The following is a 26069-nucleotide window of genomic DNA, read 5'->3' as shown; positions in this document are numbered from 1 at the left end:
ACGCTCACGCGGAAACGCTCACGCGGAAACGCCGCTCAGCGCGTCCGGCCGCCGCCGCCCTTGGGCATCCGCGCGCTGCGCGGCATCGGGCCCTTGGGGATCGGCATGTTGCTCATCAGGTCGCCCAGCGCCTTGAGGCGGTCGTTGACCTCGGTGACCTTCGGGCCCGCCAGCACGCGCGGCAGCTTCAGCAGCGTGGTGCGGATCTTGTTCAGCGGGACCTGGCCCTCGTCGGAGCCCACGATGATGTCGGTGACCGGCGCGTCCACCGCGACCCGGGCCATCCGCCGCTTCTCCTGGGCCAGCAGGCCCTTGACCCGGTTCGGGTTGCCCTCGCCGACCAGCACGATGCCGGCCTTGCCGACCGCGCGGTGCACGACGTCCTGGTTGCGGGTCATCGCCACGGCCGGCGTCACCGTCCAGCCGCGCACGTTGTCCAGCACCGCCGCCGCGGCCCCCGGCTGGCCCTCCATCTGCCCGAACGCGGCCTTCTCCGCCCTGCGGCCGAAGATGATCGCCGCCGCGAGGAAGCCCAGCAGAAGGCCGAGGATGCCCGCGTAGACGGGGTGGCCGATCACGAAACCGATGGCGAGGATCACACCGAAGGTGACGATGCCCACTGCCGCTACGACGAGGCCGACCTTGGGGTCGATCTGCCGGGTCATCTTGTACGTCTGGACGATCTGCTTGAGCCGTCCAGGATTCTCGGGTGTTTCCTTCCTCGCCATGCCGCACAGGATACGTGCCCCGGACCGCCGGGGCTCCACCAGGCGGGCTACGGCCGCGGGAGCCGCCAGGCCGGTGCCGGGGCGTCGTCCAGCGTCTCCAGGACGTGCTGCGCCACGCGACGGTCCTCCGCCCGCCTGCGGTCCTCCAGGACCGCGCTCCAGGCGTTGCGGCGGGCCGTGCGCTGGCCGCCGCGCATCAGGAACGCCTCGACCGCGCGCAGGGCGCCGCCGACCGAGACGGGCGCGGCGACGCCCGCGGGGGCGGCGGTGCGGGTGGCGGGGCGTGCGTAGGCGGGGTGCGCCTGCATGGCGGGTCTCCCTCAGGCCGGATGGAACGCGTGAGCCGTGTGCATACCCATAATCACCACATTGTGTTACCAGTCGGTGACCGGCCGGTCAAACGCTGATGAAACGCTGTCGCGATCCGGTCGCCCGAAGGCTCGTCCTCAGACCGCCTGCGGCGTCGCGGCGGCCGCCTCGCGGGCCTCGACCGCCTGCTGGAAGAGCCGCCCCGCGCGGTACGAGGAGCGCACCAGCGGGCCCGACATGACGCCCGCGTAGCCGATCTCCTCGGCCTCTTCCTTCAGCTCGACGAACTCCTGCGGCTTCACCCAGCGCTCCACCGGGTGGTGCCGCACGCTCGGGCGCAGGTACTGCGTGATGGTGATCAGCTCGCAGCCCGCGTCGTACAGGTCCTGGAGCGCCTCGCTGATCTCCTCGCGGGTCTCACCCATGCCGAGGATCAGGTTGGACTTGGTGACCAGGCCCGCCTCGCGCGCGCGGGTGATGACCTCCAGGGAGCGCTCGTAGCGGAAGCCGGGGCGGATGCGCTTGAAGATGCGCGGGACCGTCTCGACGTTGTGCGCGAGCACCTCGGGGCGCGAGGAGAAGACCTCGGCCAGCTGCTCGGGCACCGCGTTGAAGTCCGGGATGAGCAGCTCGACCTTGGTGTGCCCGCCGTCGCGGCCCGCCGTCATCGCGTGGATCTGCCGCACCGTCTCCGCGTACAGCCAGGCGCCGCCGTCCTCCAGGTCGTCGCGGGCGACGCCGGTGATGGTGGCGTAGTTGAGGTCCATCGTGACGACGGACTCGCCGACGCGGCGCGGCTCGTCACGGTCGAGCGCGGCCGGCTTGCCGGTGTCGATCTGGCAGAAGTCGCACCGCCGGGTGCACTGGTCGCCGCCGATGAGGAACGTCGCCTCGCGGTCCTCCCAGCACTCGTAGATGTTGGGGCAGCCCGCTTCCTGGCAGACGGTGTGCAGGCCCTCGCGCTTGACGAGTCCGCTCAGCTCGCGGTACTCGGGCCCCATCTTCGCCCTGGTCTTGATCCACTCGGGCTTGCGCTCGATGGGGGTCTGGCTGTTCCGGACCTCAAGACGCAACAGCTTGCGGCCGTCGGGTGCGACAGCGGACACGTCCGGCACTCCTTGCTTGGCGGGGCATTCGATTCTTCGGCGTAGACCAGCGTACGCCCGATGTTTTGCGTGCTCTTCCTCCGAGCCAACCCACCGGATCGCGGAGGCATTCCCCCGAACGGGTGAGCCGGGGGACGTGCGACGCGACGACGGCCTCCCGGGGGCCGGTGGGCCTCAGACCGCGCGCGGCAGCGGCTCCGTCGACTCCAGGACCGCCCGCAGGTGCTTCTCCACCACCGGCAGCACCTCCGCCACGCCGACGGCGCGGCCCAGCTCGCCTGAGAGCGAGGTGACGCCCGCGTCGCGGATGCCGCACGGCACGATGCGGTCGAACCAGGTGTTGTCCGGGTCGCAGTTGATCGCGAAGCCGTGCATCGAGACGCCCTTGGCGATCCGGATGCCGATCGCCGCCAGCTTGCGGTCCTCGCGCCGCTGGCCCGCGTTGGACGGGGCGTACTCGGGACCGTTCAGCCGCGGGTCGAACTCCTCGTCCTGAAGTCGCGGGTCGAAGTCCAGGGTGAGGCCGGGGATCGCGGGGCGGGACTCCACCGGGTCGCCCAGCACCCACACGCCGCTGCGGCCCTCGATCCGGGTGGTCTCCAGGCCGAACTCCGCGCAGGTCAGGATCAGCGCCTCCTCCAGCCGCCGCACGTGCGCGATCACGTCCACCGGGCGGGGCAGCTTCAGGATCGGGTAGCCGACCAGCTGGCCCGGGCCGTGCCAGGTGATCTTGCCGCCGCGGTCCACGTCGACGACCGGCGTGCCGTCCAGCGGGCGCTCGCTGTCCTCGGTGCGGCGGCCCGCGGTGTAGACCGGCGGGTGCTCCAGCATCAGGACGGTGTCCGGCACCTCGTCGGCGAAGCGCGCGGCGTGCACCCGGCGCTGCTCCTGCCAGGCCGCCGTGTACTCGACCGCATCCGGCCCGAATCCGAGGTGGACGAAGCGCAGGTCACTCACGGCGGCTCCTTGGGTCTCAGCTCTCACGCCGGATCCACTGTACGGCGCGGACCGGCGCGTTCCGGAGGCGGCCGCCGCGATACCACGCGCTCCCCGGCGGAAGGGGGCGTTCCGTCGCGGCGCGGAAGGTGGTTCACCCGTTCCGGCGAATGCGCGTCTCACCGGATGATCGCGGCGGAGCTTACGACTACATTCGCGCCGTTCCCGGCCGCCTACCGGGCACGACGCACCCCCGCCGGACACCGAGGCCCACCAGCCACCCCGAGCGGCCGACAGCCGCTCCCGAGCGACCCAGAGCCACCCGCACCGACCGCCGCCCTCCCGGGGAGGGGACCGCACCACACATGACGGAACGAACCTCGCAGCGCACGCCCAACCGCCAACTCGCCTCACTGATCGCCGAAGCCGGCTTCTCCAACGCGGGACTCGCCCGCCGCGTCGACCAGCTCGGCGTCGAACACGGCCTCGACCTGCGGTACGACAAGACCTCGGTCACCCGGTGGCTGCGCGGCCAGCAGCCACGCGGCACCACCCCCGCCCTGATCGCCGAGGTCTTCACCCGCCGCCTCGGCCGCAGGCTGTCCGCCCAGGACGTCGGCCTGGACGCCTGCGCGCCGGTCTACGCGGGCCTGGAGTTCGCGGCCACCCCGCAGGAGGCGGTGGACATCGTGGGCGGCCTGTGGCGCAAGGACACCGGCAGTACGGCGGAACTGCGCCGCATCGCCTTCACCCCGGCCGGGCTGGTCGTGCCCAGCCGCGACTGGCTCATCGGCCGCGCCGACGAACAGGTGGCCCGCGGCCCGGCCCCCGAACCACCGCCCCGGGTACCGCCGCAGAGCCGCGGGAGGGGCGGCGGGCAGCACGGCGCCGGGCAGCCGGGCGGCGGGCCGGGCCGCCGGGTCAGCGCCGGCGACGTGCACGCGCTGCGCTCGGTCGGCGAGCTGTTCCGCTCGCTGGACAACGCGTACGGCGGCGGCCACGCCCGGCAGGCGCTCGTGCGCTACCTGGAACACGAGTCGGAACCGATGCTGCGCGGCTCCTACGGCGAGTCGCTGGGCCGCAGGCTCTTCGCCTCGGTGGCCGACCTGACGAGGCTGGCCGGATGGACCTCCTACGACATCGGCGCCCACGGCCTGGCCCAGCGGTACTTCGTGCAGGCGCTGCGGCTGTCGCAGGCGGCGGGCGACCGGGTCTACGGCGGCTACGTCCTGGTCACCATGAGCCGTCAGGCCGTCTACCTCGGCCACGGCCGCGAGGCGGTGCAGCTGGCCAGAGTCGCGCAGCAGGGCGTGGGCCCGGGCGCCCCGCCGGTCGTCCAGGCGCTCCTGCACGCCGCGGAGGCCCGCGGCCACGGGGTACTGGGGGAGGCCCGCCCGTGCGTGGCCGCGCTGGCCCGCGCCGAACGCGCCCTGGAGGCGGCCAGGCCCGGCGACGAGACGCCGTACTGGGCGAAGTTCTTCGACGAGGCTCAGCTCGCCGACGAGTTCGGGCACTGCCACCGCGACCTCCAGCAGTACCGGACCGCCGCCCAGCACGCCGAACGCTCGCTGGAACTGCGCGGCCCGGCCTACGCCCGCAGCCGGCTGTTCTGCCGCGTCGTGCTGGCCACCGCCCGGCTGGGCCTGGGCGAGCTGGACCAGGCGTGCGCCCTGGCCTGCGAATCGGTCCAGCAGGCCTCCGAGATGCGGTCGCTGCGCGCGGTGGAGTACGTACGGGACTTCGCCCGCCGAGTCGACCCCCACCGCGAGGCGCCCGCGGTGCGCGGCTTCTTCGAGAAGGCGGCGGCGGTGGGGGTGGCCCTGGGGTAGCGCCGCGTCAGGCCACCGCGTGGCCCTGGCCCGACACCGCGTCAGGCCACCGCGGGCAGCTCCCGCGCGGTGTCGCCGTACCCCGGGCGGATGCCGAAGTCCCGCATGACGTGGTGGGCCGCCCGCCGCCCGGAGAACATCGCGCCCTGTGCCGTGCTGGTGTCGCGGTGGTCGCCGCAGACGTACAGCCCCCACAGCACCCGCACCCGCCGTCGTACGTCGTGCGGCGGCGGCATCGCGGGGACCGCGTCCGGGTCGTGGTGGGCGGCCAGCAGCCGCCAGCGCGAGGTGTCGGTGCCGTACAGCTCGGCGAGGTGGGCGCGCACCCGGGGCTCCAACTGGTCGGTGAGGGGGCCCAGCACCGTCGAGGTGACCAGTGTCCGGTCGGCCGGGGCGCGTGACGGGTCGACCGCGCTGGCGACCATGGTGTGCGCCACCGGGCCGCCACGCCCGCCTGCCGGGAGGGCGTGGGCCCGCTCGCCCCGGTCGCCGCCGAGGACCAGCAGCGACTCGCGCAGCGGCGGTTCCGGCGCCTCGTGGTGCAGGACGGTCACCGGATGGAAGGCCGGCAGCCGCAGGCCCGGCAGCAGCGCGCAGGCGTCGCGGGCCCCGGTGGCCACGACCGCCGCGCGGCACGGGATCGGGCCGCCCCGGTCGGTGCCGACGGTGTTCGCCGCGACGGAGGTGGCCCGCACCCCGAGCCGTACCGTCCCCGGCGGCAGCGCGGCGGCCAGCAGCTCCGGCAGCACCCCGGCGCCGCCCGCGGGCACCGCGATCCGGCCCTTGGCGTAGCCGCGCAGCACCAGGTCCGCGCAGAGGCTGGAACTGCCAAGGCCCGGGTCGTGCAGCAGCGAGGCCAGCAGCGGGCGCAGCAGCGAGTCGACCGCGCGGGGCGGGAAGCTGCGGGTGGCGAGCGCCGTGGCCGTGGTGGTCTCCGGGCGGGCCAGCAGGCGCCCGGTGGGCGTCGACGCCAGCCTGCCGAGGGCGGCGCCGAGCCGGGCCCGGTCCCACACCGCGCGCGGATCGACCCCCCGGTGGCCGCGGCGCGCGCCCGCCGGGGCCGGGCCGCTCGGGGTGAGCGGCAGCAGCCGCAGCGCGGACAGCCCAGGGGTGCGGCCCAGCTCCGGGTACGACGTGCACAGCAGCTGGCTGCCGCGGTCCAGGCGGAAGCCCTCCACGGTGTCGGTGACCATGCGGCCGCCGACCCGCGACGCGGCTTCGACGACGGTGACCGTGACGCCCGCGTTGATCAGATGGTGGGCGGCGGACAGTCCCGCCAGCCCCGCACCCACGATGACCACGTCGGTGTGACGCGGGTGCGCTTGTCGTGCGTGAGACGACACGGTGCCCCTCCCCGAGGTCCTTCGTTTCCCCCGCTGACGAGTGCTCGTGCGCTGGAAGGGTCATGCCCGCATCGACGCCCGCCGATACCGCCTGATTCACGCTGACTTGGCGGTCCTGTTACGCGGTGCGCGCGCTCCGTTATGCGGTGCGGAAAGGTGCCGGGGGAGAGGTGGTGACGGAGTGTCAGGCGGCGCGGATCGCCTCGTCGATGCCGGGGAACGCGAAGCGGAAGCCGGTCTCCTCCAGGCGCCGGGGCAGGACGCGCTGGGAGCCCAGCACGTTGCCCGAGAACTCGCCGAGGGCCAGCCGCAGCACCGGCGCCGGGACCACGGCCAGCGCCGGGCGGCGCAGCACGCGGCCCATCGCCGCCGCGACCTCGCGGTTGCGGACCGGACGCGGGCCGGTGAGGTTGACCGGGCCGGACAGCTCGGGGGTGTCGATGAGGTGGCGCAGGGCGGCGATGTGGTCGTGCAGCGCGATGAAGCTCCAGAACTGCCGCCCGCTGCCCATCCGGCCGCCGATGCCCGCGTTGAACACCGGGAAGAGCTTGGCCCACGCGCCGCCCTCGCGGGCCACGACCAGGCCGGTCCTGGCGAAGACGGTACGGACGCCCGCGTCCGCGGCGGGCGCGGCGGCGGCCTCCCAGTCCACGCAGACGCGCGCCAGGAAGTCGTCCGCGGGCGGCGCGGACTCGTCGACCTCGCGCTCGCCGGTGTCGCCGTAGAAGCCGATCGCGGTGCCGCAGACCAGGACCTTGGGCGGCTGCGGCAGCGCGGCGACCGCCTCGGCGATGGTCGCGGTGGCGTTCACCCGGCTGTCGTGGATCTCGCGCTTGTACGCGTCCGTCCAGCGCTGGTCGCCGACCCCGGCGGCGGCCATGTTGACGACCGCGTCGCAGCCCTCCAGCGAGCCCGGGGCCACCTCGCGCCGCGCCGGGTCCCAGCGGGCCTCGTCCGGGGCGGTGGGCTCCCGGCGGACCAGCCGGGTCACCTGGTGGCCGTCCGCGGTCAGCGAGCGGACGAGTGCGGAGCCGATGAGACCGGCCGAGCCGGTGACCACGATGCGCATGGGGTCATCCTGCCCGCAGCGCGCTCGGATCACGGCGGAGGGACACCGGGAAGGACCCTCGGGCGGCCGTGTGCCGCCACGCCCCACCGTCAGCCGTAGCGCTCCCAAAGCGTCGGGTACCGCTCGCGCATCGCGTCCGCGTCGGTCAGGTCCAGCGCCTCGCCCTCCGGCTCCGACGGGGGCCGCATGCCGAGGTCGGGCAGGCGGACGCCGGTCAGCTGCTCGTACGCCTCGTCGGCGGCGTACCCCAGCTCCTCGCCGTCGCCGTCCGGGCCGGTCTCGAAGTCCACCAGCGAGGGGAGGTCGTCCGGATGGTGCACGGCGCCCTCGTACACGTGCCGCCCCTGGCCGACCAGCCAGCAGCGGAAGTCCTCGAACGCGTCCTCGCCCGGGTCGCCCAGCAGCAGCGCGGCGGCGCCCCACAGCTCCCAGGTGTAGGCGCGGTTGACGCGGGAGTCGAAGTGGCGGGCGAAGTCCAGCACGGCGTCCGGGTCCAGCTGGGTCAGCCGTTCGACCACCAGGTCGGCGTGCTCCTCCGGGTCGCCGTCCGCGTCCTGGCGTGCCCGGTCGACGATCTCCCAGAACTCCGTCTCGTCCATCACGCCACCAGGATCCTGGCTCGCGGGCCGCGTTGCACCCGGAGTGGACCGTCCGCGCCCGTGTCGTTACGCAGCCGGAACCCGGCGTGCGGTCCGGGCTCCTCGTCCCGGCGCGGAAACGGGCGTGGTCCCGGGCCCCTCGCGGGGACACCGGGACCACGCCCGCGCACGAAGCGGACCGCTTAGAGGCCGAGGTCGCCCTCGAACTCGCCCGCCTCCAGGCGCGCCTTGACGTCGCCCAGGTAACGGGCGGCGTCGGCGCCGTCGACCAGCTGGTGGTCGTAGGAGAGGGTCAGGTAGGCCACGTCGCGGATCGCGATGGTCTCGCCCAGCTCCGGGTGGTCGATGACGACCGGGCGGCGCACGGTGGCGCCGATGCCCAGCTCGGCGACCTGCGGGTAGTTCACGATGATCGTGTCGAACAGCGCACCGCGCGAACCGGTGTTGCTGATCGTGAACGTGCCGCCGGACAGGTCGTCCGGGCTGATCTTCTTGTTGCGGACCTTGCCGGCCAGCTCGGCGGTCTTCTTGGCGATACCGGCGATGTTGAGGTCGCCCGCGCCCTTGATGACCGGGACCATCAGGCCCTGCTCCGAGTCGACCGCGATGCCGATGTTCTCGACGTCGTGGTAGGTCACGGTGCCGTCGTCGTTGATCTTGGCGTTGACCGAGGGGTGCGCCTTGAGCGCCTCGGCGGCGGCCTTGACGAAGAACGGCATCGGGGAGAGCTTGACGCCCTCGCGGGCCGCGAAGGACTCCTTGGCCCGGGCGCGCAGCCGCATGATCTTCGTGACGTCGACCTCGACCACGGTGGACAGCTGCGCCTGGCTGTGCAGCGCCTTCATCATGTTCTCGGCGATGACCTTGCGGATGCGGGTCATCTTCACCGTCTGCCCGCGCAGCGGGGAGGTGGCGGCCGGGGCCTTGGACGCGGCCGGGGCGGCGGAGGCCGCCGGGGTCGCGGCCTTGGCGGCCTCGGCGGCGGCCAGGACGTCCTGCTTGCGGACGCGGCCGCCGACGCCGGTGCCCTTGACCGCACCGAGGTCGACACCGTTCTCGGCGGCGAGCTTGCGCACCAGCGGTGTGACGTACGCGCCGTTGGCGTCGGCACCACCGGCGGCCGGGGCGGCCGGGGCCTGGGCCGGAGCGGCGGGCGCCGGGGCCGCAGCGGCCGGAGCCGGGGTGGCCGGAGCCTGCGGGGCGGGCGCGGCCGGGGCGGGCGCGGGAGCCGGAGCGGCCGGGGCCTGCGGGGCGGCCGGAGCCGGCGCCTGGGCCGGAGCGGGCGCCTCGGCCTGAGCCGGAGCCGGGGCCGGGGTCTCGGCGGCCGGGGCGGCCGGAGCCTCAGCGGCGGCCGGGGCCGGGGCGGCGGAGGCCGAGCCGATGACGGCGAGCTTGGCGCCCACCTCGGCGGTCTCGTCCTCGTTGACGAGGATCTCCAGCAGGGTGCCCGCCGCGGGCGACGGGATCTCGGTGTCGACCTTGTCGGTGGAGACCTCGAGCAGCGGCTCGTCGGCCTCGACGGTCTCGCCGACCGCCTTCAGCCAGCGGGTCACGGTGCCCTCGGTGACCGACTCGCCCAGCGCGGGCAGCACGACGTCGGTGCCCTCGGCGCCACCGGACGGGGCGGCGGGGGCGGCCTCGGCGGCCGGGGCCTCCTGGGCCTGGGCCGGAGCCGGGGTCTCGGCGGCGGGCGCGGCCTGCGCCGGTGCGGGCTCGGCCGGTGCGGCCTGGGCCTCGGCGGCGGGGGCCGGCTCGGCGGCCGGGGCGCCGCTGCCGTCGTCGATGACGGCCAGCTCGGCGCCGACCTCGACCGTCTCGTCCTCGGCCACCTTGATGGACGACAGGACGCCGGACGCGGGCGAGGGGATCTCGGTGTCGACCTTGTCGGTGGAGACCTCGAGCAGCGGCTCGTCGGCCTCGACGCGCTCACCCTCGGCCTTGAGCCAGCGGGTGACGGTGCCCTCGGACACGCTCTCGCCGAGCGCCGGCAGGGTTACGGAAACCGCCATGGTTTCGGTTGCTCCTAACGATCTTTGCGGATTACGGGCGTGTCTGAGGGGTCAGTCGTGCGAGTGCAGCGGCTTGCCCGCGAGGGCCAGGTGGGCCTCGCCGAGCGCCTCGTTCTGCGTCGGGTGCGCGTGGATGAGCTGCGCGACCTCGGCGGGCAGCGCCTCCCAGTTGTAGATCAGCTGGGCTTCGCCGACCTGCTCGCCCATCCGGTCACCGACCATGTGGACGCCGACGACGGCACCGTCGCGGACCTGGACGAGCTTGATCTCGCCCGCGGTCTTGAGGATCTTGCTCTTGCCGTTGCCACCGAGGTTGTACTTGAGGGTGACGACCTTGTCCGCGCCGTAGATCTCCTTGGCCTTGGCCTCGGAGATACCGACCGAGGCGACCTCGGGGTGGCAGTACGTCACCCGGGGCACGCCGTCGTAGTCGATCGGCACGGGCTTGAGGCCCGCGAGGCGCTCCGCCACCAGGATGCCCTCCGCGAAGCCGACGTGCGCGAGCTGGAGGGTGGGGACCAGGTCACCGACGGCCGAAACGGTCGGCACGTTGGTCTGCATGTACTCGTCGACCAGCACGTAGCCGCGGTCCATCGCGACGCCGGCCTCCTCGTAGCCCAGGCCCTGCGAGACCGGGCCGCGGCCGACGGCGACGAGCAGCAGCTCGGCCTCGAAGGTCTTGCCGTTCTCCAGCGAGACCTTCACGCCGTCCGCGGTGTACTCGACACCGGAGAAGCGGGAGCCGAGGGAGAAGGCGATGCCGCGCTTGCGGAAGGCGCGCTCCAGCAGCTTGGAGCTGTTCTCGTCCTCGACCGGCACGAGGTGCGGCAGGGCCTCGACGATGGTGACGTCGGTGCCGAAGGACTTCCACGCGGAGGCGAACTCGACGCCGATGACGCCGCCGCCCAGGACCACCGCGGACTTCGGCACGCGGTCCAGGACCAGCGCGTGGTCCGAGGAGATGACGCGGTCGCCGTCGATGGTCAGGCCCGGCAGCGACTTGGGCACCGAGCCGGTCGCCAGCAGGACGTGGCGGCCGGTGTAGCGCTCGCCGTTCACGTCGACGGTGGTGGGGGAGGACAGCCGGCCCTCGCCGGTGACGTAGGTGACCTTGCGGCTGGCCACCAGACCCTGCAGGCCCTTGTACAGGCCCGAGATCACGTCGTCCTTGTACTTGTGCACCCCGGCGATGTCGATGCCCTCGAAGGAGGACTTGACGCCGAACTGGGAGCCCTCGCGGGCCTGGTCGGCGATCTCGCCCGCGTGCAGCAGAGCCTTCGTGGGGATGCAGCCGCGGTGCAGACAGGTGCCGCCGAGCTTGTCCTTCTCGATCAGGGCGACGTCCAGGCCCAGCTGAGCCGCGCGCAGGGCCGCGGCGTAGCCGCCGCTGCCACCGCCGAGGATCACTAGGTCGAAAACGGTGCTGGCGTCGTTCGCCACGTCACGTCCTCCATGCATGGATACGCCGGAGCCGGTTCCGTAACCGGGCGGCGGCTTTAGGTTCGGCCGCTTTGTTCAAACGTTTGTTCAAAAAGGGGGCCCTGTCGTGCCGGTACAACATCTTCGCACTTGTTGACGGCTGCCGGGACGCGGGGCCGGTGTGTGAGACGTGGCGGCGGGGATTCCCGGGGGCTACTCGTGGGTAGCTCATGGGAATTTCGTCAAGGGCGAAATTCGTCACACCGTGCGAGCCGCGAGACGCCTCCGGGCCGGGCGGGCCCGGGAACGCGGGACGGCCCCGGGCGGTGGTCCGCCCGGGGCCGTTCGCGACGTGCGGGGTGACTCAGAACAGCTCGCCCGCGGCGGCCAGCTCCGCCAGCCGGACCAGGGTGCGCACCGAGCTGCCGGTGCCGCCCTTGGGGGTGTAGCCGTAAGGAGCGCCCTCGTGGAAGGCCGGGCCCGCGATGTCCAGGTGGGCCCAGGTGATGCCCTCGGCCACGAACTCCTTCAGGAAGATGCCGGCGGTCAGGCCGCCGCCCATCCGCTCGCCCATGTTCGCCATGTCGGCGATCGGCGAGTCCAGGCCCTTGCGCAGCTCCGCCGGGAGCGGCATCGGCCAGGACGCCTCGCCGACCTCGCCCGCGGCCTCGTGGATCGCGGTGCGGAAGGCGTCGTCGTTGGCCATGACGCCGAACGTGCGGTCGCCCAGCGCCAGCACCATCGCACCGGTCAGCGTGGCGACGTCGATGATGGCGTCCGGCTTCTCCTCGCCGGCCCGGGTGATCGCGTCGGCCAGCACCAGGCGGCCCTCGGCGTCGGTGTTGAGCACCTCGACGGTCTTGCCGGAGTACATGCGCAGCACGTCGCCGGGGCGGGTGGCGGTGCCCGACGGCATGTTCTCGGCGAGCGCGAGCCAGCCGGTGACGTTGGCGTCCAGGCCCAGGCGGGCGGCGGCGACCACGGCGGCGAAGACCGCGGCGGCACCGGACATGTCGCACTTCATGGTCTCGTTGTGACCGGCCGGCTTGAGCGAGATGCCGCCCGAGTCGTAGGTGATGCCCTTGCCGATGAAGGCCAGATGCGGCTTGTTGCGGCCGGCCGTGTAGGCGACCTTCACCAGGCGCGGCGGGTTGGCCGAGCCCTGGCCGACGCCCATGATGCCGCCGTAGCCGCCCTTGGTCAGCGCCTTCTCGTCCAGCACCTCGACCTTCAGGCCGTGCTCCTTGGCGGCGGCCTGGACGGTCTCCGCGAAGGACTTCGGGAACAGGTCGTTGGACGGGATGTTGATCAGGTCGCGGGCCCGGTTGACCTCCTCGGCCACCGTGACCGCGCGCTCCGCCGCCGCCTTGAACGCCTTGTCGCGCGGCTTGCCGCCGAGCACCGCGATCTCGGCCAGCGGCTCCTTGACGGCGCCGGACGCCTTCTCCTTGCCGCCGCGGTACGAGGTGAAGACGTAAGCGCCCAGCAGCGCGCCGGTCGCCACCGCCTCGGTGTCCTGCGCGCCGGAGACCGGCAGCGCGAACGCGGCCTTCTTGGCGCCGGCCAGGGTGCGCGCCGCGACACCGGCGGCCCGGCGCAGCGTCTCGGCGGCGTGGCCGCCGCCGTCCGCCGGGGCCTCGCCCAGGCCGACCGCCAGCACGACCGCGGCCTTCACACCGGCCGGTGCCGGCAGCTTGGTCACCTCGCCCTCACCGCCCGCGGCGCCGAGGGTCTCCAGGGTGGCGGCCAGCTTGCCGTCGAAGGCCTGGTCAACCGCCTCCGCGCCGGACGCGACAACGAGGCCCTTGGGGCCCTTTGCCACGCCGACCACGACGGCGTCCGCGCGCAACGATGCGGCGGAGGAAGTGCTGAGAGTCAGTGCAGTCACGGTTACGGAGTTCCTCTTCCGTCGAGGTCCTGTTGCGCTCGTCGGGCCGATGGGTGGGCCGCCCGCGCCCGCTGCATCGTATGGCCCGCGGTGCGGCGGCACCGCCACGCCCCCTGTTGTCCGCCTGCGAGCCTACGCCCGACCGCCACCCGGGGAGCGCACCGGTGGCCGCCGGTACGGGTACGCGCTCAGCCCAGCGCGAGCGCCAGCAGGGCCGCGGTGACCGCCGTTTCGCACAACGCGCCGAACACGTCACCGGTGACCCCGCCCAGCCTGGACACGCAGCGGCGGCACAGCAGGTGAGCCGCCGTCAGGCCCAGCAGCACGGCCACCGCCTGGTGGACGGCCGCGCCCGGCGAGAGGGTCGCGCCCAGCGCACCGGCGACCACGACGACCAGCGCGGTCACCGTCGCGGCGGCGTTCCGGGGCACCGCGTCGGCGACCACCGCGCCCAGCCCGTCGCGGCGTGCGGGCGGCACCCCGCGGCGGCAGGCCAGCGTCATCGCGGCCCGCCCGGTGAGCGCCGCGACCACGGCGGCCAGGACGCCGTGCGTCCACCCGCGCGCGTAGCCGTCGGTGAGCGCGGCGACCTGCGCGAGCAGCGCGAGGACCAGCGTCAGCACCCCGAAAGGGCCGATGTCCGACTGCTTCATGACGCGCAGCGCGTCCTCGGCCGGTTTGCCGCTGCCGAGGCCGTCGGCGGTGTCGGCGAGTCCGTCCAGGTGCAGACCGCGGGTGAGGGCGGCCGGCACCGCGACGGTCGCCACCGACGCCAGCAGCGGCCCGCCGCCGAGCCACGCCACCACCGCGCCCAGTGCTCCGGCGGCCACCCCCACCACCGCGCCCGCCGCCGGGGCGCACAGCATCCCGGCGGCTCCGGCGGCCCGGTCCCAGCGCTCCACCCGCACCGGCAGCACGGTCAGCGTCCCGAACGCGAACCGCAGCCCCTCGGCGGCGGTGGCCCGGGGCGGGACGTCGGCGGTCGCGGCGGGCGGTTCCACGCGGGGGTCCTCACGTACGGCGGTCATGGGCGGCGGCCGAACGGTACCGCAGCGCCGAGGGCACGCCCCCGGCCGCGGCGCGCCGGAGGCGGGCAACGGCCGGGCCGCCGGCGCTAGAAGCGCGTCCGCGGCGCCAGGTGCCGCACCCGGTGGCCGGTCCTGCGCTTGCGGTGGCGCCGGACCGCGTCGTCCAGCAGGCACAGGCAGCACGCGGCGAGGATCGCGGCCAGGTGCTCCCAGCCCGCGAGGTTCGGCCACAGCAGTGCCTCCAGCGCCATCGAGCCGGCCACCAGCGCCGCCGTCCACCACGCCCGGTACCGCCAGGCGACGCAGACCGCCAGCGCCACGACCGCGGCCGAGGGCCCGGTGTCCCGGATGAACGCGTCGATCGGCGCCAGCCCCAGTACCGCGTGCGGCCCCCGCGCGACGCCCCAGCGCGCGTACAGCGTCCCGGCGAGCGTCGAGACGTACGCGACGGTGAGCGTGCGCACCCGGCCCAGGGTGATCTCGGCGATGCCGAAGACCAGCAGCACCTGGGCGAGCGCTCCCCACACCGGCAGGTCGAGCGCCGGGACGAACAGTGACAACGGTGTCCGCAACAGCGCCTTCCACCACAGCAGCGAGGCACTGACCACCCCGGCGCGGTTGACCAGCGCGTCACCCCAGGCGGTGTGCTGGACCGCCTGGAGCACCGCGATGAGGGTCACGCACACCAGCGTCAGCGGGATCGCGCGCCAGCGGTCGCGCAGCAGCGCGATGCGCAGGTCGGCCACGAGCGCGCCGTACTCGCGGAACGCGACCCGAAGCAGTCGCGTCCGCAGGCCAGGGCCGCTCACCGGACGCCGACGGGGAGCGACGCGCCGCCGTCACGGTCCCGGGCGCCGGGACGGCCCGCGCGGCGCAGCGGCACCGGCAGCCGGGGCGTGGCGAGGAACCCCTCGGCGCGCGCTCCGGCCAGGCCGATCCGCGGCAGGTCGCTGGTCTTGCGGAAGCACAGGTAGCGCGGCTGCCACGCGGGCCGGTACTTGGCGTTGGCGCGGTAGAGCGACTCGATCTGCCACCAGCGGGAGAAGAACGTCAGCAGCGAGCGCCACAGCCGCAGCACCGGCCCCGCCCCCAGCCGCGCCCCGCGCTCGAAGACCGAGCGGAACATGGCGAAGTTCAGCGAGAGCCTCGCCACGCCCAACTCGCCCGAGCGCAGGACCAGTTCGATGACGGCGAACTCGATCAGGCCGTTGTCGCAGGCCCGCTCCCGCCGCATCAGGTCGAGCGAGAGGCCGTCCTCGCCCCACGGCACGAAACTCAGCAGCGCCCGCGGCGCGCCGTGCGCGTCCCGGCACTCGACCAGCACGCAGCGGCCGTCCGCCGGGTCGCCCAGCCGCCCGAGCGCCATGGAGAAGCCGCGTTCGCCCTCCCCGCCGCGCCAGCGGTCGGCCCGCTCCAGCACGGCCGCCATCTCGTCCTCGGTGATGTCCTCGTGACGCCGGATCGTGACGGTGTACCCGGACCTGCGCACCCGGTGGTACGCCTGGCGTACGGTGCGCATCGCCCGGCCGTCCAAGTGGAACGCGGCGGTCTCCACGACCGCCTCGTCCCCGATCTCCAACGCGTCCAGACCGTGTCGCGCGTAGATCGTTCCCCCCTCCTCGCTCGCCCCCATCACGGCCGGAGTCCAGCCGTGCTCGCGAGCCTCCCGAAGCCACGGCTCGATCGCGCCCGGCCACGCCTCAGGGTCCCCGATCGGATCACCGGAGGCCAGAGTGACCCCGCCGACCACGCGGTACGCGATGGCCGCCTTGGCGGTCGGGGACCACATGACGCTCTTGTCGCGCCGCAGCGCGAAGTACCCCAGCGAATCGCGCCCGCCGTGCCGCTCCAGCAGTGCCCGCAGCGCCGTCTCGTCCCGCGGCCCGAGCAGCTCCCTGCCGCGCGGCGCGCGGAACGCCGCGTACAGCACCAGGAGGAACAGCAACGCGCTCATGCCATTGATGACGACATTCACCCAGCCGGGGGTTGTGACGCCGGGCGAACTGCCCTCGCCGGAGGACAGCGAGATGACGCGCATCAGGGTGTAGGCCACCCGGTCGTCGAGCGTCGCCCCTCGCGCGGCGCCGGTGGCGGTGACCAGTGCCGTGCCGACCGCCACGCACACCGCGGTCCCGGCCAGCGCGACGCCGCAGGCCAGCGCCGGGTTGGAGCGGTCGCCCCGGGCGCGGAAGGCGTCGCGGCCGGCGAGCAGCGCCAGCAGGAAGAGCGCGGAGACGGCGAGGGAGACCCAGTTCTGCGGGTGCCCGCGCACCTCGGGGAAGGCCATCGCGAGCCCGAGCGCCAGCACGAAGACACCGCTGAGCGACACGTTGAGGATCCACGCGGCCCGCTTGCCGCGCCGCATGGTGACCGCGAGGAAGGCGGCGAACAGCCCGGAGGCGAAGCCCGCGGTCAGCAGGTACGGGGTGTAGAGCACCTCGGCGTCGTGCCGCCGCACGCTCTGGCCGAACGACGCCCACACGCCCGCCAGCAGGTTGAGGAAGGCGGCCGCCCGCAGGTACGCGACGGCGAACGCGGCACCGCCGCGCCGCACGACGTCCGCGCGGCTCGCGCCGTCAGGGCAGGCCTCGTCAGGGCGTACGTCGTCACGGCGCGCGGCGGGCGGTGCGGGCGGTCCCAGCGGTCCCAGCGGTCCCATGAAACGCGATCATATGGTGTGAATCAGGCGTTTCACTTGATATCGGGTGATTTGTAAGACGGTCTGATCGCATGCCTGCCGTGTGGGCGGACCGCCGCAGGTCAGGACGGCTCCGCGAGCTCCGGCAGCTGGGCCGACAGCGCTGCCGCCGCCTTCAGCAGCGGCAGCGCCAGCAGTGCGCCGGTCGCCTCGCCCATCCGGACCCCGTGGTCGAGCAGCGGTTCCATCGACAGCCGGTCCAGCGCCTTGACCTGCCCCGGCTCGCCCGCCGTCTGCCCCGCGAGCCACCAGTCCGGCGCCCGGAACGCCACCCGCTGCGCGACCAGCGCGCACGCCGCCGAGACCACGCCGTCCAGCACGACCGGCAGCTTGCGCACCGCGCACCGCAGCAGGAACCCGGTCGCCGCCGCCAGGTCGGCACCCCCGACCGCGGCCAGCAGCGCCAGCTGGTCGCCCATCACCGGCCGGGCCCGCCGCAGTCCGTCACGGATCGCCGCGCACTTGCGCATCCACGCCAGGTCGTCGATCCCGGAGCCGCGCCCGGTCACCACGGAGGCGTCCGTGCCGCACAGCGCCGCGATCAGCACCCCGGCCGGCGTCGTGCCGCCCACGCTGAGGTCGCCGAGCAGCACCAGGTCGGTCCCGGAGTCCGCCTCCTCGTCCGCGACGGCCATCCCGGCCAGGAAGGCCCGCTCGGCCTCCTCGGCGCTCAGCGCGTCCTCCACGTCGATCAGCCCCGAGCCGCGCCGCACCCGGTGCCGTACGACGTCCTGCGGAAGCTCCGACGGGTCGCAGTCCAGCGACATGTCGACGATGCGGATGCCCGCGCCGAACTGCTGGGCCAGCACGTTGACCGGGCCGGCGCCGGCCAGGACCGAGCGGACCAGGTCGGCCGCCGAGCCGGCCGGGCGCCGCGAGACGTTCCGCTCCGCGATGCCGTGGTCGCCCGCGAACAGCACCACCCGGGCCCGCTCCAGCGGCCGCACCGGCACCTGCCCCTGCACCGAGGCCAGCCAGTCGCCCAGCTCCTCCAGCCTGCCGAGGGTCCCGGCGGGGGCCGCGGTGCGCTTGCGACGCTCCTTCGCGTCGTGGCGCAGTCCCGGGTCCGGGCGGTCGATCAGGGCAGCGAACTCATCAAGGTCAACACCGGTCACGTGTCCGAACCCTACCGGTGCGCCGCCGCGCACGGGACGCCCCGGACGGTCCCGCTTTCCCGGCCCGGTCGCCGCCGCCTCAGCGCAGCGGCACCGCGAGCCCGGCCACGACCAGCAGGACGTGGTCGGACTCGGCCGCCAACGCCGCGTTGAGCGAGCCGAGTTCGTCGCGGAAGCGGCGCCCCGAGGCGGTCGCCGGGACCACGCCCGAGCCGACCTCGTTGCTGACGGCGACCACCGTGCGCCCGGTCGCCCGCCACGCAGTCGTCAACTCCTCCACCCGCGAGGTCAGTCGACGTCTGCCGCCGTGTCCCCACGCCTCGTCGTCCCAGGCGTCCACCTCGTCCATCGCGTGCGTCAGCCACAGCGCCAGGCAGTCGATGAGCAGCGGCGGACCGTCCGCCGCGAGCAACGGCACCAGGTCGCGGGTCTCCTCCGTCCGCCAGCTCGCCGGGCGCCGCTCGCGGTGCGTGCGCACCCGGTGCGCCCACTCCTCGTCGTCGCCCCGGCTGCCGGAGGTCGCCACGTAGACCACGCCGGGGAACGAGGCGAGCCGTCGTTCCGCCTCCACCGACTTGCCCGAGCGGGCCCCGCCGAGCACCAGCGTGCGCCGCGGCACGTCCGGCACCGCCTCGTACGCGCCCACGGTCAGCGACCGGCCGTCCGGCACCGCGCGCGCCCCGGCCGCCGCGAGCCTGCGCGTGGTCTCCGGCGCGCCGGGCGCCTCGTGGCCCAGGTGGACCGCGATCACGTCGGTGGTCGGGCCGACCGCGCCCGCCGCCCGCAGCCTCGCCAGCGCGTCCGGCCGTCCCACCACGTCGAGCAGCACCATGTCGTAGGGGACCGCGCGCTCGCCCGAACCGTTCAGCCCCGCCGGGCCGCAGCCCGCGGGCAGGTACAGCAGCCGGTCCCCGGCCGGGCCGGTGACCTCGTAGCCGGTGCCGGGGGAGTCGGCCGCCACCGCCCGCACCTTGTGGCCGGTCAGCAGCGCCAGCCGTTCGCCGTCCGGCACCCGGCCCGGCGCGGGCAACCCCGGCGGCAGGTCGACGGCGGGACCGGCCTGCGGGTGCGACAGCAGCACCTGCCGCACCCCGCTCAGCGAACGCCCCGCCCGGGCGGCGGCCAGCGCCAGGCCCGGGGTGAGGTCGATCAGCAGCGTCCCGTCGACCAGCAACGAGGTCTGGCCGCGAGCCGCGGGCCCGACCGCGGCGGCACAGGCCGCGCAGGGGCAGCCGGGGCGCGGCAGGCCCTGCGGCGCGCCGGTGCCGAGCAGGGTGATCTCCATGAGCACATCGTGGCCTACCGCCCGCGGCCTCGCGTGTACCGCCCCGCTGGCCGGGAAATGATCCGCGTGAGCGCCTGCCCGCGGCCCGGTAGCCTGCGCACGGCAGCCAGGCGGCCCTCACCCGGCGGGCACGCGGCGAGCGGCGCCGACCAGACGACGTAAGGGGCTTCGGCATGGCATGGACGTGGCGTTTCGAGAAGGCCGACGGCACGGAGACCGCCCCCGCGGTGGAGCCCGAGGAGTTCACCACGCAGGGCGACGCGGAGTCGTGGATCGGCGAGGTGTGGCGGCAGTTGCAGGAGGGCGGCGTCGAGCAGGTGACGCTCTTCGAGGACGACACGCGGATCTACGGGCCGATGGGCCTGAGCGCGGCGGAGTGACCGCGCCGGTGGCCTGACGCCGGTGGCTTGACGGAGTGTTCGCGCGGGTCGCCCGGGGCGGCCCCGTACGGCCCGCGCGAACACGGCCGATTCCCAGGCGAACACAGCGGATGCCCGCGCGAGCACGGCCGGTCCCCGCGCGAACGTCCCGGCTCAGCCCTGCAACTGGCTCAGCGTCACGTTCGCGGTCTTCGTCGAGCCGTCGCGCTCGTACGTCACCGTGGTCTTGTCGCCCGGCTTGAACGAGGCCAGCGCGGTGGACAGCGACGCGGTGTCGGTCACGTCGGTGCCGTCGAGCTTCGTGATGATGTCGCCCGGCTTCAGGCCCGCCTCGGCCGCCGCCTGACCGGGTGTCACCGCGACCACCGCGACGCCGGTCGGCTGGAAGTCGCTGCCCAGCACGGTCCGCACGGTCACCCCGAGCGCCGCCCGGTTGGACGAGGTCACCTTGCCGTTCTGGATGAGCTGGCCCGCGATGTCGGTGACCGTGGAGACCGGGATGGCGAAGCCGATGCCCGGCGCCGCGCTGTTGCCGAGGTCGGGGTCGGTCGCGGCGAGCGTGGGGATGCCGATGACCTGGCTGGAGAGGTTGACCAGCGCGCCGCCGCTGTTGCCCGGGTTGATCGACGCCGAGGTCTGCACCATGTCGGAGATCGTGGCGCCGCCCCCGCCACCACCGTTGTTGCCGCTGCCGCCCTCGTTGACGGTGCGGCCGACCGCCGAGACGATGCCCTCCGTCACGCTGCTGGACAGGCCGAGCGGGTTGCCCATGGCCAGCGTGATCTGGCCGACCGCGACCTTCGAGGAGTCGCCGAAGGAGGCCGGCTTGAGGTGGTCCGGCGGGTTCTTGAGCCGGATGACCGCCAGGTCGTCGGCCGAGTAGGTGCCCACCAGGGAGGCGTCCAGGGACGACTTGCCGGTGGCCAGGGTGACCTTGAAGGTCGTGGAGTCGCCCACCACGTGCGCGTTGGTGACGATGTCGCCCTTGGTGTCGTAGACGATGCCCGAGCCCAGGCCCGAGTCGGTGGTGATCTGCACGACCGAGGGCAGGACGTTCTTGACCACCTGCTCGTAGTCGTCCTGGAGCTGGTTGCTCACCGAGGGCGCGGCGCCGGTCGTCACGGTCGTCGAACTCGGCGCGGGCGAGGGGGAGTCCTTGGAAGCGGAGCCCGAGCAGCCGGCCAGCAGCGCCCCCGCGCACACGGTGACGACGGCCGGCAGCAGCGGCCCGGCCCGGAATCTGCGGTTACGTGTTCCGTCCATGCCCGGAGTGTCCCTTTTGTGGGGGAGTGCGGGAAGGACCCGTACCGTGATCCCCGGGCGTGTCGGCCGACTCAGGCCTGCTGACCCGCCCCGCGCACCCCGAACAGGTGCGTCAGCGCCGCCACCGCGCGGTACGGGTCGGTGCGCCCGGCGCGGTCCTCCGCGGACAGCAGCCGCTCCAGCGCCCCCGCCTCGTCCGGCACCGGCGTGTCGTCGGCCGCCGTGTCGGTGAAGACCCGCACCCCGTACCAGGCGTGCAGCGGGGTGCCGATCGCGGTCAGCGTCTCGGCGAGCACCTCACGGTGGTCGGCGCGGGCGCGCAGCCCCAGCCGGTTGGTGTACGCGTCGGTGTCGAACGCGTCGAGGGCCCGGCCGAAGTCGCCGGCCAGCCCCGGCCGCATCGCCAGCGCGTCCGCGTTGCGCACCAGCAGCGACAGCAGTCCGCCCGGCGCCAGCACTCTGGCCAGCCCGGCCAGCAGCGCGTCGGGATCGGACACGTACATCAGCACCCCGTGGCAGAGCACCACGTCGAAGCTGCCGGGCTCGAAGTGGCGGCCGGTCTCCCGCCCGTCGCCCTCGATCAGGCGGACCCGCTCGCGTATGCCCTCGGGCTCGGCGGACAGCTCCTCGCGCGCCGCGGCCAGCATCGCCGGGTCGCTCTCCAGACCGGTGACCTGGTGGCCGCCGCGGGCCAGCCGCAGCGCCTGGGTGCCCTGGCCGAGGCCGACGTCCAGCACCCGCAGCCTGCGGCCCACGGGGAAGCGCGCCGCGATCTGCTCGTCGACCTGGCGGGCCACGAGTTCCTGGCGGACCGTGTCGCGCAGGCCGCCGAGCTTCGCGAGCCAGGCCGCCGCCGCACCGGCGAAACCGGGGACGGTGGTCGCCGTTCGGCTCCCGACCGTCTCGCCGGAGACCGCCGTCAAACCTTCTCCCCGCGCTTGACCTGCGGCTTCGGCAGCCGCATCCGGCGCATCTGGAGAGTGCGCATCAGCCCGTAGGCGACCGCGCCGCGGTGGTTCTCGTTCGGCAGCCGCTCGCGCAGCGCCTTCTTCAGCCGCATCGCGGTGAAGAAGGACTGGCCGATGATCAGCACGATCAGCAGCAGCCACAGGACGAGGGAGATGTCCTTGAAGCGCATGTTCGGGATCATGCTGAGCACCAGGATGATCACCGCGAGCGGCAGGAACAGCTCCGCGACGTGGCGGCGGGAGTCGACGAAGTTCCGGCTCAGCTTGCGCACCGGACCCTTGTCCCGCGGCGGCAGGTACCGCTCGTCGCCGCTGGCCAGCGCCTCGCGCTGCTTGGCCATGTCGACCCGGCGCGCCTCCCGGGCCTGCTTGGCCGCCGTCTTGCGGTCCCGCGGCACGGTGGCCTGGGCCCGGCGCTGGGTCTGGGCCTCGTTGCGCTTCGGCGTGGGCCGGCCCTTGGGGGCCTGGGGGTCACGGGCGCGGTCGCGCTCCACGGTCACCGTGCGGGCCGCGGGCTGCTCATCCTGGGTACGACGTCGGAACACAAGGCCCAAGGGTACGTGCTGCGGCGGCGGACCCGGCACCGAGGCGGCAGGCCGTTATGAGGCCGGTACGCGGGACGGGCTCCCGGGCGCCCCTGGCGAGGCCCCCGCCGGGGTCGTGCCGCCGTACCGTGGAAGAGGGGGAACCGCCCGGTCCGTCGCGCGGCTCCGGCGATCACCTACTCCCTGGGCGGGAGCCCGCGCCGCCGTGATCGTCCCTCAGGATGAGCGCATCCGCCGCCGGACAGTGCGGTAATGGAACCTGGGCCCGTACTGTAGGGGTCAACGTCAGGTGCCGGAGCAAGTCGATGAAGGGGGCGCGCGAGGCCCATGAGCGGTGTCATGAAGCGGATGGGGATGATCTTCCGCGCGAAGGCCAACAAGGCCCTGGACAGGGCCGAGGACCCGCGCGAGACGCTCGACTACTCGTACCAGAAGCAGCTGGAACTGCTGCAGAAGGTGCGACGCGGGGTCGCCGACGTGGCGACGTCCCGCAAGCGGCTGGAGCTCCAGCTGAGCGGGCTGCAGCAGCAGTCGGCCAAGCTGGAGGACCAGGGCCGCAAGGCGCTGTCGCTGGGCCGTGAGGACCTGGCCCGTGAGGCGCTGTCCCGCCGTGCCGCGCTCCAGCAGCAGGTCACGGACCTGGAGACCCAGCACCAGACCCTCCAGGGCGAGGAGGAGAAGCTCACCCTGGCGGCCCAGCGCCTCCAGGCCAAGGTGGACGCCTTCCGCACCAAGAAGGAGACCATCAAGGCCACCTACACCGCCGCCCAGGCGCAGACCAAGATCGGCGAGGCCTTCTCCGGTATCTCCGAGGAGATGGGCGACGTCGGCCTCGCGATCCAGCGGGCCGAGGACAAGACCCAGCAGATGCAGGCCCGGGCCGGCGCGATCGACGAGCTGCTCGCCTCCGGCGCGCTCGACGACCCGAGCGGGCTCGCCAAGGACGACATCGGGGCCGAGCTGGACCGGGTGTCCGGCGGCTCCGACGTCGAACTGGAGCTGGAGCGGATGAAGGCGGAGCTCGCGGGCGGCAGCGGCGACTCGCGGCAGGCCATCGAGGGCGGCCAGGCGGGCGCGAACGGTCAGTCCCAGCAGCAGTCGCAGGACCAGCCGCGTTTCGACAAGAGCTGACCCGGTCGCCGCACGAGACCGCTCACATCCGCGCTTCGCACCCCGAAGGGAGACCACCGTCATGATCGTACGGATCATGGGGGAGGGGCAGGTCAGACTGGCGGACAGCCAGCTGCCCCGGCTGAACGAGCTGGACGACGAGTTGCTCGCCGCCATACACGCCAGCGACGAGGCGGCCTTCAGGACCACGCTCGGCGTGCTGCTCGACGCCGTGCGCGAGCTGGGCGAGCCGCTGCCGGACGACTCCCTGGAGCCGTCCGAGCTGATCCTGCCGTCCCACGAGGCCTCCCTGGAGGAGGTCAAGGCGATGCTCAGGGACGACGGCCTGATCCCCGGCTGACCTGAAGTCGCCCGCAGGCACGGCACCACCGCGCACCGCGTCCATCGCTCGCGCAACGGCCCGCGAACCCCGCCCCCCGCACCGGGAGGCGGGGTTCGGCGCTGTCCGGGGCGGAATGCCCGTACCGTGTCGTGGCGTGAACCCTCTTGCCGGACCGAGGCTGGCGCCGCGGGTGCCCCCGCTCGCCGTGGACTGTGCGATCGCCGCGGTCGTCCTGGTGTCGATCCTGCTCAGCGGCGCGCTGGGACCCGCCAGTGACGCCTTCCGGCCGACCGCCGTCAACGTCGCGCTGGCGGTGACCGCCTGCGCCGCGCTGGTGGCCCGCAGACGGGCGCCGCGCGCGGTGCTCGCCGTCACCTGCGCGCTGACGGTGGCCGCCACCATCCACGACAGCGGTGCCCGGTCGGTGCCGGTCGTGGCGACCGCGGTGCTGGCGCTGTTCACCCTCGCCGCGTACACCGACCGGCCGACGACCTGGCGGGTGGGTGTGCTGACCTGCGCCGGGCTGACCGCGGTCACCATGGGGTACGGCTCCGGGCCCTGGTACGCCCAGGAGCACCTGGCCGTCCTCGCCTGGACCGGGCTGGCCGCCGCCTGCGGTGACGCGGTGCGCAGCCGCCGGGCGTACGTGGCCGCCGTGGAGGAACGCGCGGTGCGGGCCGAGCGCACCCGGGAGGAGGAGGCCAGGCGCCGGGTCGCCGAGGAGCGCATGCGCATCGCCCGCGAACTGCACGACGTCGTCGCGCACCACATCGCGCTGGTCAACGTGCAGGCCGGGGTCGCCGCCCACGTCATGGAACGCCGTCCCGACCAGGCCCGCCAGGCCCTCGCCCACGTCCGGGAGGCCAGCCGCTCGGCCCTGGACGAACTGCGCGCCACCGTCGGCCTGCTGCGTCAGGCGGGCGACCCGGAGGCGCCGATGGAACCGGCGCCCAAGCTCGCCGACCTCGACCACCTCGTCGAGGGCTTCACCCACGCCGGACTCGCGGTCGAGGTGGTGCGCGACGAGAGCGGCGCCGGCGTGCTGCCCGCCACCGTCGACCTGACCGCGTACCGGGTGATCCAGGAGTCGCTGACCAACGTCCACAAGCACGCCGGGGCCGGGGCGCGGGCCGAGGTGCGCATCGTGCGCGACGCGACGGGCCTGGAGGTCACCGTCGAGGACGACGGCACCGGCGAGGGCCGCACCGCCGACGCGGTACCGGCGGGCGGCGGGCACGGGCTGATGGGCATGCGGGAGCGGGCCGCGGCGCTGGGCGGCATCTGCCACGCCGGGCCCCGCGCCGAAGGCGGCTTCCGGGTCTTCGTACGCTTGCCGTCGGCCGGGTACGCGGCTGCCGGACGCGAGGAGGAGACGGCGTGAACGGGGACGGCACGGGGGAGCGGGACACCGGGGGCTATCCGGTCCGGGTGGTGCTCGCCGACGACCAGGCCCTGCTGCGCAGCGCGTTCCGGGTGCTGGTGGAGTCCGAGCCGGACATGGCGGTGGTGGGCGAGGCGTCCGACGGTGCCGAGGCGGTCGCGGTGGCCCGGCGGGAGCGGGCCGACGTGGTGCTGATGGACATCCGCATGCCGGGCACCGACGGCCTCGCCGCGACCCGCGAGATCACCGCCGACCCGGACCTGTCCGGCACCCACGTGCTGATCCTGACCACCTTCGAGGCGGACGAGTACGTCATCGAGGCGCTGCGCGCCGGGGCCGCCGGGTTCCTCGGCAAGGGCGCCGAGCCGGGCGCGCTGCTGGACGCGATCCGCACGGTGGCCGCCGGTGAGGCGCTGCTGTCACCGGCCGCCACCAAGTCCCTGATCACCCGGTTCCTCGGCACCGGCGCGGGCCCCGATCCGCTGGCCGCGGCCCGGCTCGACGTGCTGACCTCGCGCGAGCGGGAGGTGCTGGGCGAGGTGGCGGCGGGGCTGTCCAACGAGGAGATCGCCGACCGCCTCGGCGTCAGCCCGCTCACCGTCAAGACCCACGTCAACCGCGCCATGGCCAAGCTGCACGCCCGCGACCGCGCCCAACTGGTGGTCATCGCCTACGAGACGGGGCTGGTCCGGCCGGGCTGAGGACTCCCGGAGGGACC

The 26069-nt window shown here is 74.2% G+C and carries 24 protein-coding genes; 6 read left to right on the top strand and 18 right to left on the bottom strand.

From position 1 onward, the window contains the following. Positions 1 to 35 precede the first annotated feature (35 nt). The 4 genes from K7472_RS15615 to lipB form a co-directional block, all read right to left on the bottom strand. Positions 36 to 728: a DUF4191 domain-containing protein gene (locus K7472_RS15615; protein WP_222978338.1), complete on the bottom strand. Its 693-nt coding sequence runs from the start codon at positions 726 to 728 to the stop codon at positions 36 to 38. Between the two features lie 47 nt (positions 729 to 775). Next, a complete protein-coding gene (locus K7472_RS15610; protein ID WP_222978337.1) occupies positions 776 to 1036 on the bottom strand; it encodes an SCO2195 family GlnR-regulated protein in 261 nt (86 codons plus the stop codon). A gap of 138 nt (positions 1037 to 1174) precedes the next feature. After that, positions 1175 to 2143, bottom strand: a complete 969-nt coding sequence (gene lipA / locus K7472_RS15605) for a lipoyl synthase (protein ID WP_222978336.1) — start codon at positions 2141 to 2143, stop codon at positions 1175 to 1177. Between the two features lie 174 nt (positions 2144 to 2317). Further along, on the bottom strand, positions 2318 to 3100 hold the full coding sequence (gene lipB, locus K7472_RS15600) for a lipoyl(octanoyl) transferase LipB (RefSeq protein WP_222978335.1): 783 nt from the start codon (positions 3098 to 3100) through the stop codon (positions 2318 to 2320). A 344-nt stretch (positions 3101 to 3444) separates the two neighbouring features. On the opposite strand from lipB, the gene K7472_RS15595 reads away from it, so the two are divergent. Then, positions 3445 to 4908 carry an NsdA family TPR-like regulatory protein gene (locus tag K7472_RS15595; protein WP_222978334.1) on the top strand — a complete coding sequence of 488 codons (1464 nt, stop codon included), beginning with the start codon at positions 3445 to 3447 and terminating at the stop codon, positions 4906 to 4908. A gap of 41 nt (positions 4909 to 4949) precedes the next feature. On the opposite strand, the gene K7472_RS15590 is transcribed toward K7472_RS15595, so the two are convergent. The 11 genes from K7472_RS15590 to K7472_RS15540 form a co-directional block, all read right to left on the bottom strand. Beyond that, positions 4950 to 6251 carry an NAD(P)/FAD-dependent oxidoreductase gene (locus K7472_RS15590; protein ID WP_308013930.1) on the bottom strand — a complete coding sequence of 434 codons (1302 nt, stop codon included), beginning with the start codon at positions 6249 to 6251 and terminating at the stop codon, positions 4950 to 4952. A 184-nt stretch (positions 6252 to 6435) separates the two neighbouring features. Then, positions 6436 to 7320, bottom strand: coding sequence for a TIGR01777 family oxidoreductase (locus K7472_RS15585; protein WP_222978332.1), 885 nt, complete (start codon positions 7318 to 7320; stop codon positions 6436 to 6438). Between the two features lie 89 nt (positions 7321 to 7409). Further along, complete coding sequence (locus K7472_RS15580; RefSeq protein WP_222978515.1) at positions 7410 to 7919, bottom strand: DUF4240 domain-containing protein; 510 nt, start codon at positions 7917 to 7919, stop codon at positions 7410 to 7412. A gap of 182 nt (positions 7920 to 8101) precedes the next feature. Further along, positions 8102 to 9928, bottom strand: coding sequence for a 2-oxoglutarate dehydrogenase, E2 component, dihydrolipoamide succinyltransferase (sucB, locus tag K7472_RS15575; RefSeq protein ID WP_222978331.1), 1827 nt, complete (start codon positions 9926 to 9928; stop codon positions 8102 to 8104). 51 nt (positions 9929 to 9979) lie between these two features. Continuing rightward, complete coding sequence (gene lpdA / locus K7472_RS15570) at positions 9980 to 11368, bottom strand: dihydrolipoyl dehydrogenase (protein WP_222978330.1); 1389 nt, start codon at positions 11366 to 11368, stop codon at positions 9980 to 9982. 343 nt (positions 11369 to 11711) lie between these two features. Beyond that, positions 11712 to 13235 carry a leucyl aminopeptidase gene (locus tag K7472_RS15565; protein WP_222978329.1) on the bottom strand — a complete coding sequence of 508 codons (1524 nt, stop codon included), beginning with the start codon at positions 13233 to 13235 and terminating at the stop codon, positions 11712 to 11714. A 188-nt stretch (positions 13236 to 13423) separates the two neighbouring features. Then, positions 13424 to 14263, bottom strand: a complete 840-nt coding sequence (locus tag K7472_RS15560) for an adenosylcobinamide-GDP ribazoletransferase (RefSeq protein WP_222978328.1) — start codon at positions 14261 to 14263, stop codon at positions 13424 to 13426. 86 nt (positions 14264 to 14349) lie between these two features. Next, positions 14350 to 15072 (bottom strand): hypothetical protein, encoded by a 723-nt coding sequence (locus K7472_RS15555; RefSeq protein WP_308013929.1) that lies wholly within the window; start codon positions 15070 to 15072, stop codon positions 14350 to 14352. Next, complete coding sequence (locus tag K7472_RS15550; RefSeq protein ID WP_222978322.1) at positions 15069 to 16922, bottom strand: phosphatidylglycerol lysyltransferase domain-containing protein; 1854 nt, start codon at positions 16920 to 16922, stop codon at positions 15069 to 15071. The genes K7472_RS15555 and K7472_RS15550 overlap by 4 nt, the downstream gene beginning before the upstream one ends. Before the next feature lie 101 nt (positions 16923 to 17023). Next, a complete protein-coding gene (gene cobT / locus K7472_RS15545) occupies positions 17024 to 18076 on the bottom strand; it encodes a nicotinate-nucleotide--dimethylbenzimidazole phosphoribosyltransferase (RefSeq protein ID WP_222978320.1) in 1053 nt (350 codons plus the stop codon). Positions 18077 to 18155: 79 nt separating this feature from the next. Beyond that, positions 18156 to 19361, bottom strand: a complete 1206-nt coding sequence (locus tag K7472_RS15540) for a bifunctional adenosylcobinamide kinase/adenosylcobinamide-phosphate guanylyltransferase (RefSeq protein WP_222978318.1) — start codon at positions 19359 to 19361, stop codon at positions 18156 to 18158. Between the two features lie 173 nt (positions 19362 to 19534). Between K7472_RS15540 and K7472_RS15535 the strand changes: the two genes are divergently transcribed. Next, positions 19535 to 19741: a hypothetical protein gene (locus K7472_RS15535; protein ID WP_222978316.1), complete on the top strand. Its 207-nt coding sequence runs from the start codon at positions 19535 to 19537 to the stop codon at positions 19739 to 19741. A gap of 153 nt (positions 19742 to 19894) precedes the next feature. Here K7472_RS15535 and K7472_RS15530 read toward each other — a convergent pair whose 3' ends face one another. From K7472_RS15530 to K7472_RS15520, 3 genes are all read right to left on the bottom strand, one after another. Then, positions 19895 to 21004, bottom strand: a complete 1110-nt coding sequence (locus tag K7472_RS15530; protein ID WP_222978314.1) for a S1C family serine protease — start codon at positions 21002 to 21004, stop codon at positions 19895 to 19897. A 71-nt stretch (positions 21005 to 21075) separates the two neighbouring features. Then, entirely contained in the window at positions 21076 to 21828 is a 753-nt protein-coding gene (locus K7472_RS15525; RefSeq protein ID WP_222978513.1) for a class I SAM-dependent methyltransferase, read from the bottom strand. A gap of 95 nt (positions 21829 to 21923) precedes the next feature. Then, positions 21924 to 22517 (bottom strand): DUF3043 domain-containing protein, encoded by a 594-nt coding sequence (locus K7472_RS15520; RefSeq protein WP_222978313.1) that lies wholly within the window; start codon positions 22515 to 22517, stop codon positions 21924 to 21926. 327 nt (positions 22518 to 22844) lie between these two features. Here K7472_RS15520 and K7472_RS15515 point away from each other — a divergent pair, with 327 nt between their 5' ends. From K7472_RS15515 to K7472_RS15500, 4 genes are all read left to right on the top strand, one after another. Then, the gene (locus tag K7472_RS15515; RefSeq protein WP_222978311.1) at positions 22845 to 23648 is read left to right on the top strand and encodes a PspA/IM30 family protein; all 804 of its coding nucleotides are present in this window, start codon (positions 22845 to 22847) and stop codon (positions 23646 to 23648) included. Between the two features lie 61 nt (positions 23649 to 23709). Continuing rightward, positions 23710 to 23988 carry a PspA-associated protein PspAA gene (pspAA, locus tag K7472_RS15510; protein WP_222978309.1) on the top strand — a complete coding sequence of 93 codons (279 nt, stop codon included), beginning with the start codon at positions 23710 to 23712 and terminating at the stop codon, positions 23986 to 23988. A gap of 115 nt (positions 23989 to 24103) precedes the next feature. Further along, the gene (locus tag K7472_RS15505) at positions 24104 to 25351 is read left to right on the top strand and encodes a sensor histidine kinase (protein WP_222978307.1); all 1248 of its coding nucleotides are present in this window, start codon (positions 24104 to 24106) and stop codon (positions 25349 to 25351) included. Then, on the top strand, positions 25348 to 26052 hold the full coding sequence (locus K7472_RS15500; RefSeq protein WP_222978305.1) for a response regulator: 705 nt from the start codon (positions 25348 to 25350) through the stop codon (positions 26050 to 26052). Before K7472_RS15505 ends, K7472_RS15500 begins: the two co-directional genes overlap by 4 nt. Positions 26053 to 26069 lie beyond the last annotated feature (17 nt).

The sequence above is a fragment of the Streptantibioticus parmotrematis genome, from assembly GCF_019890615.1.
Classification (GTDB): Bacteria; Actinomycetota; Actinomycetes; order Streptomycetales; family Streptomycetaceae; genus Streptantibioticus_D; species Streptantibioticus_D parmotrematis.
This window is presented reverse-complemented; position numbering and strand designations above follow the sequence as displayed.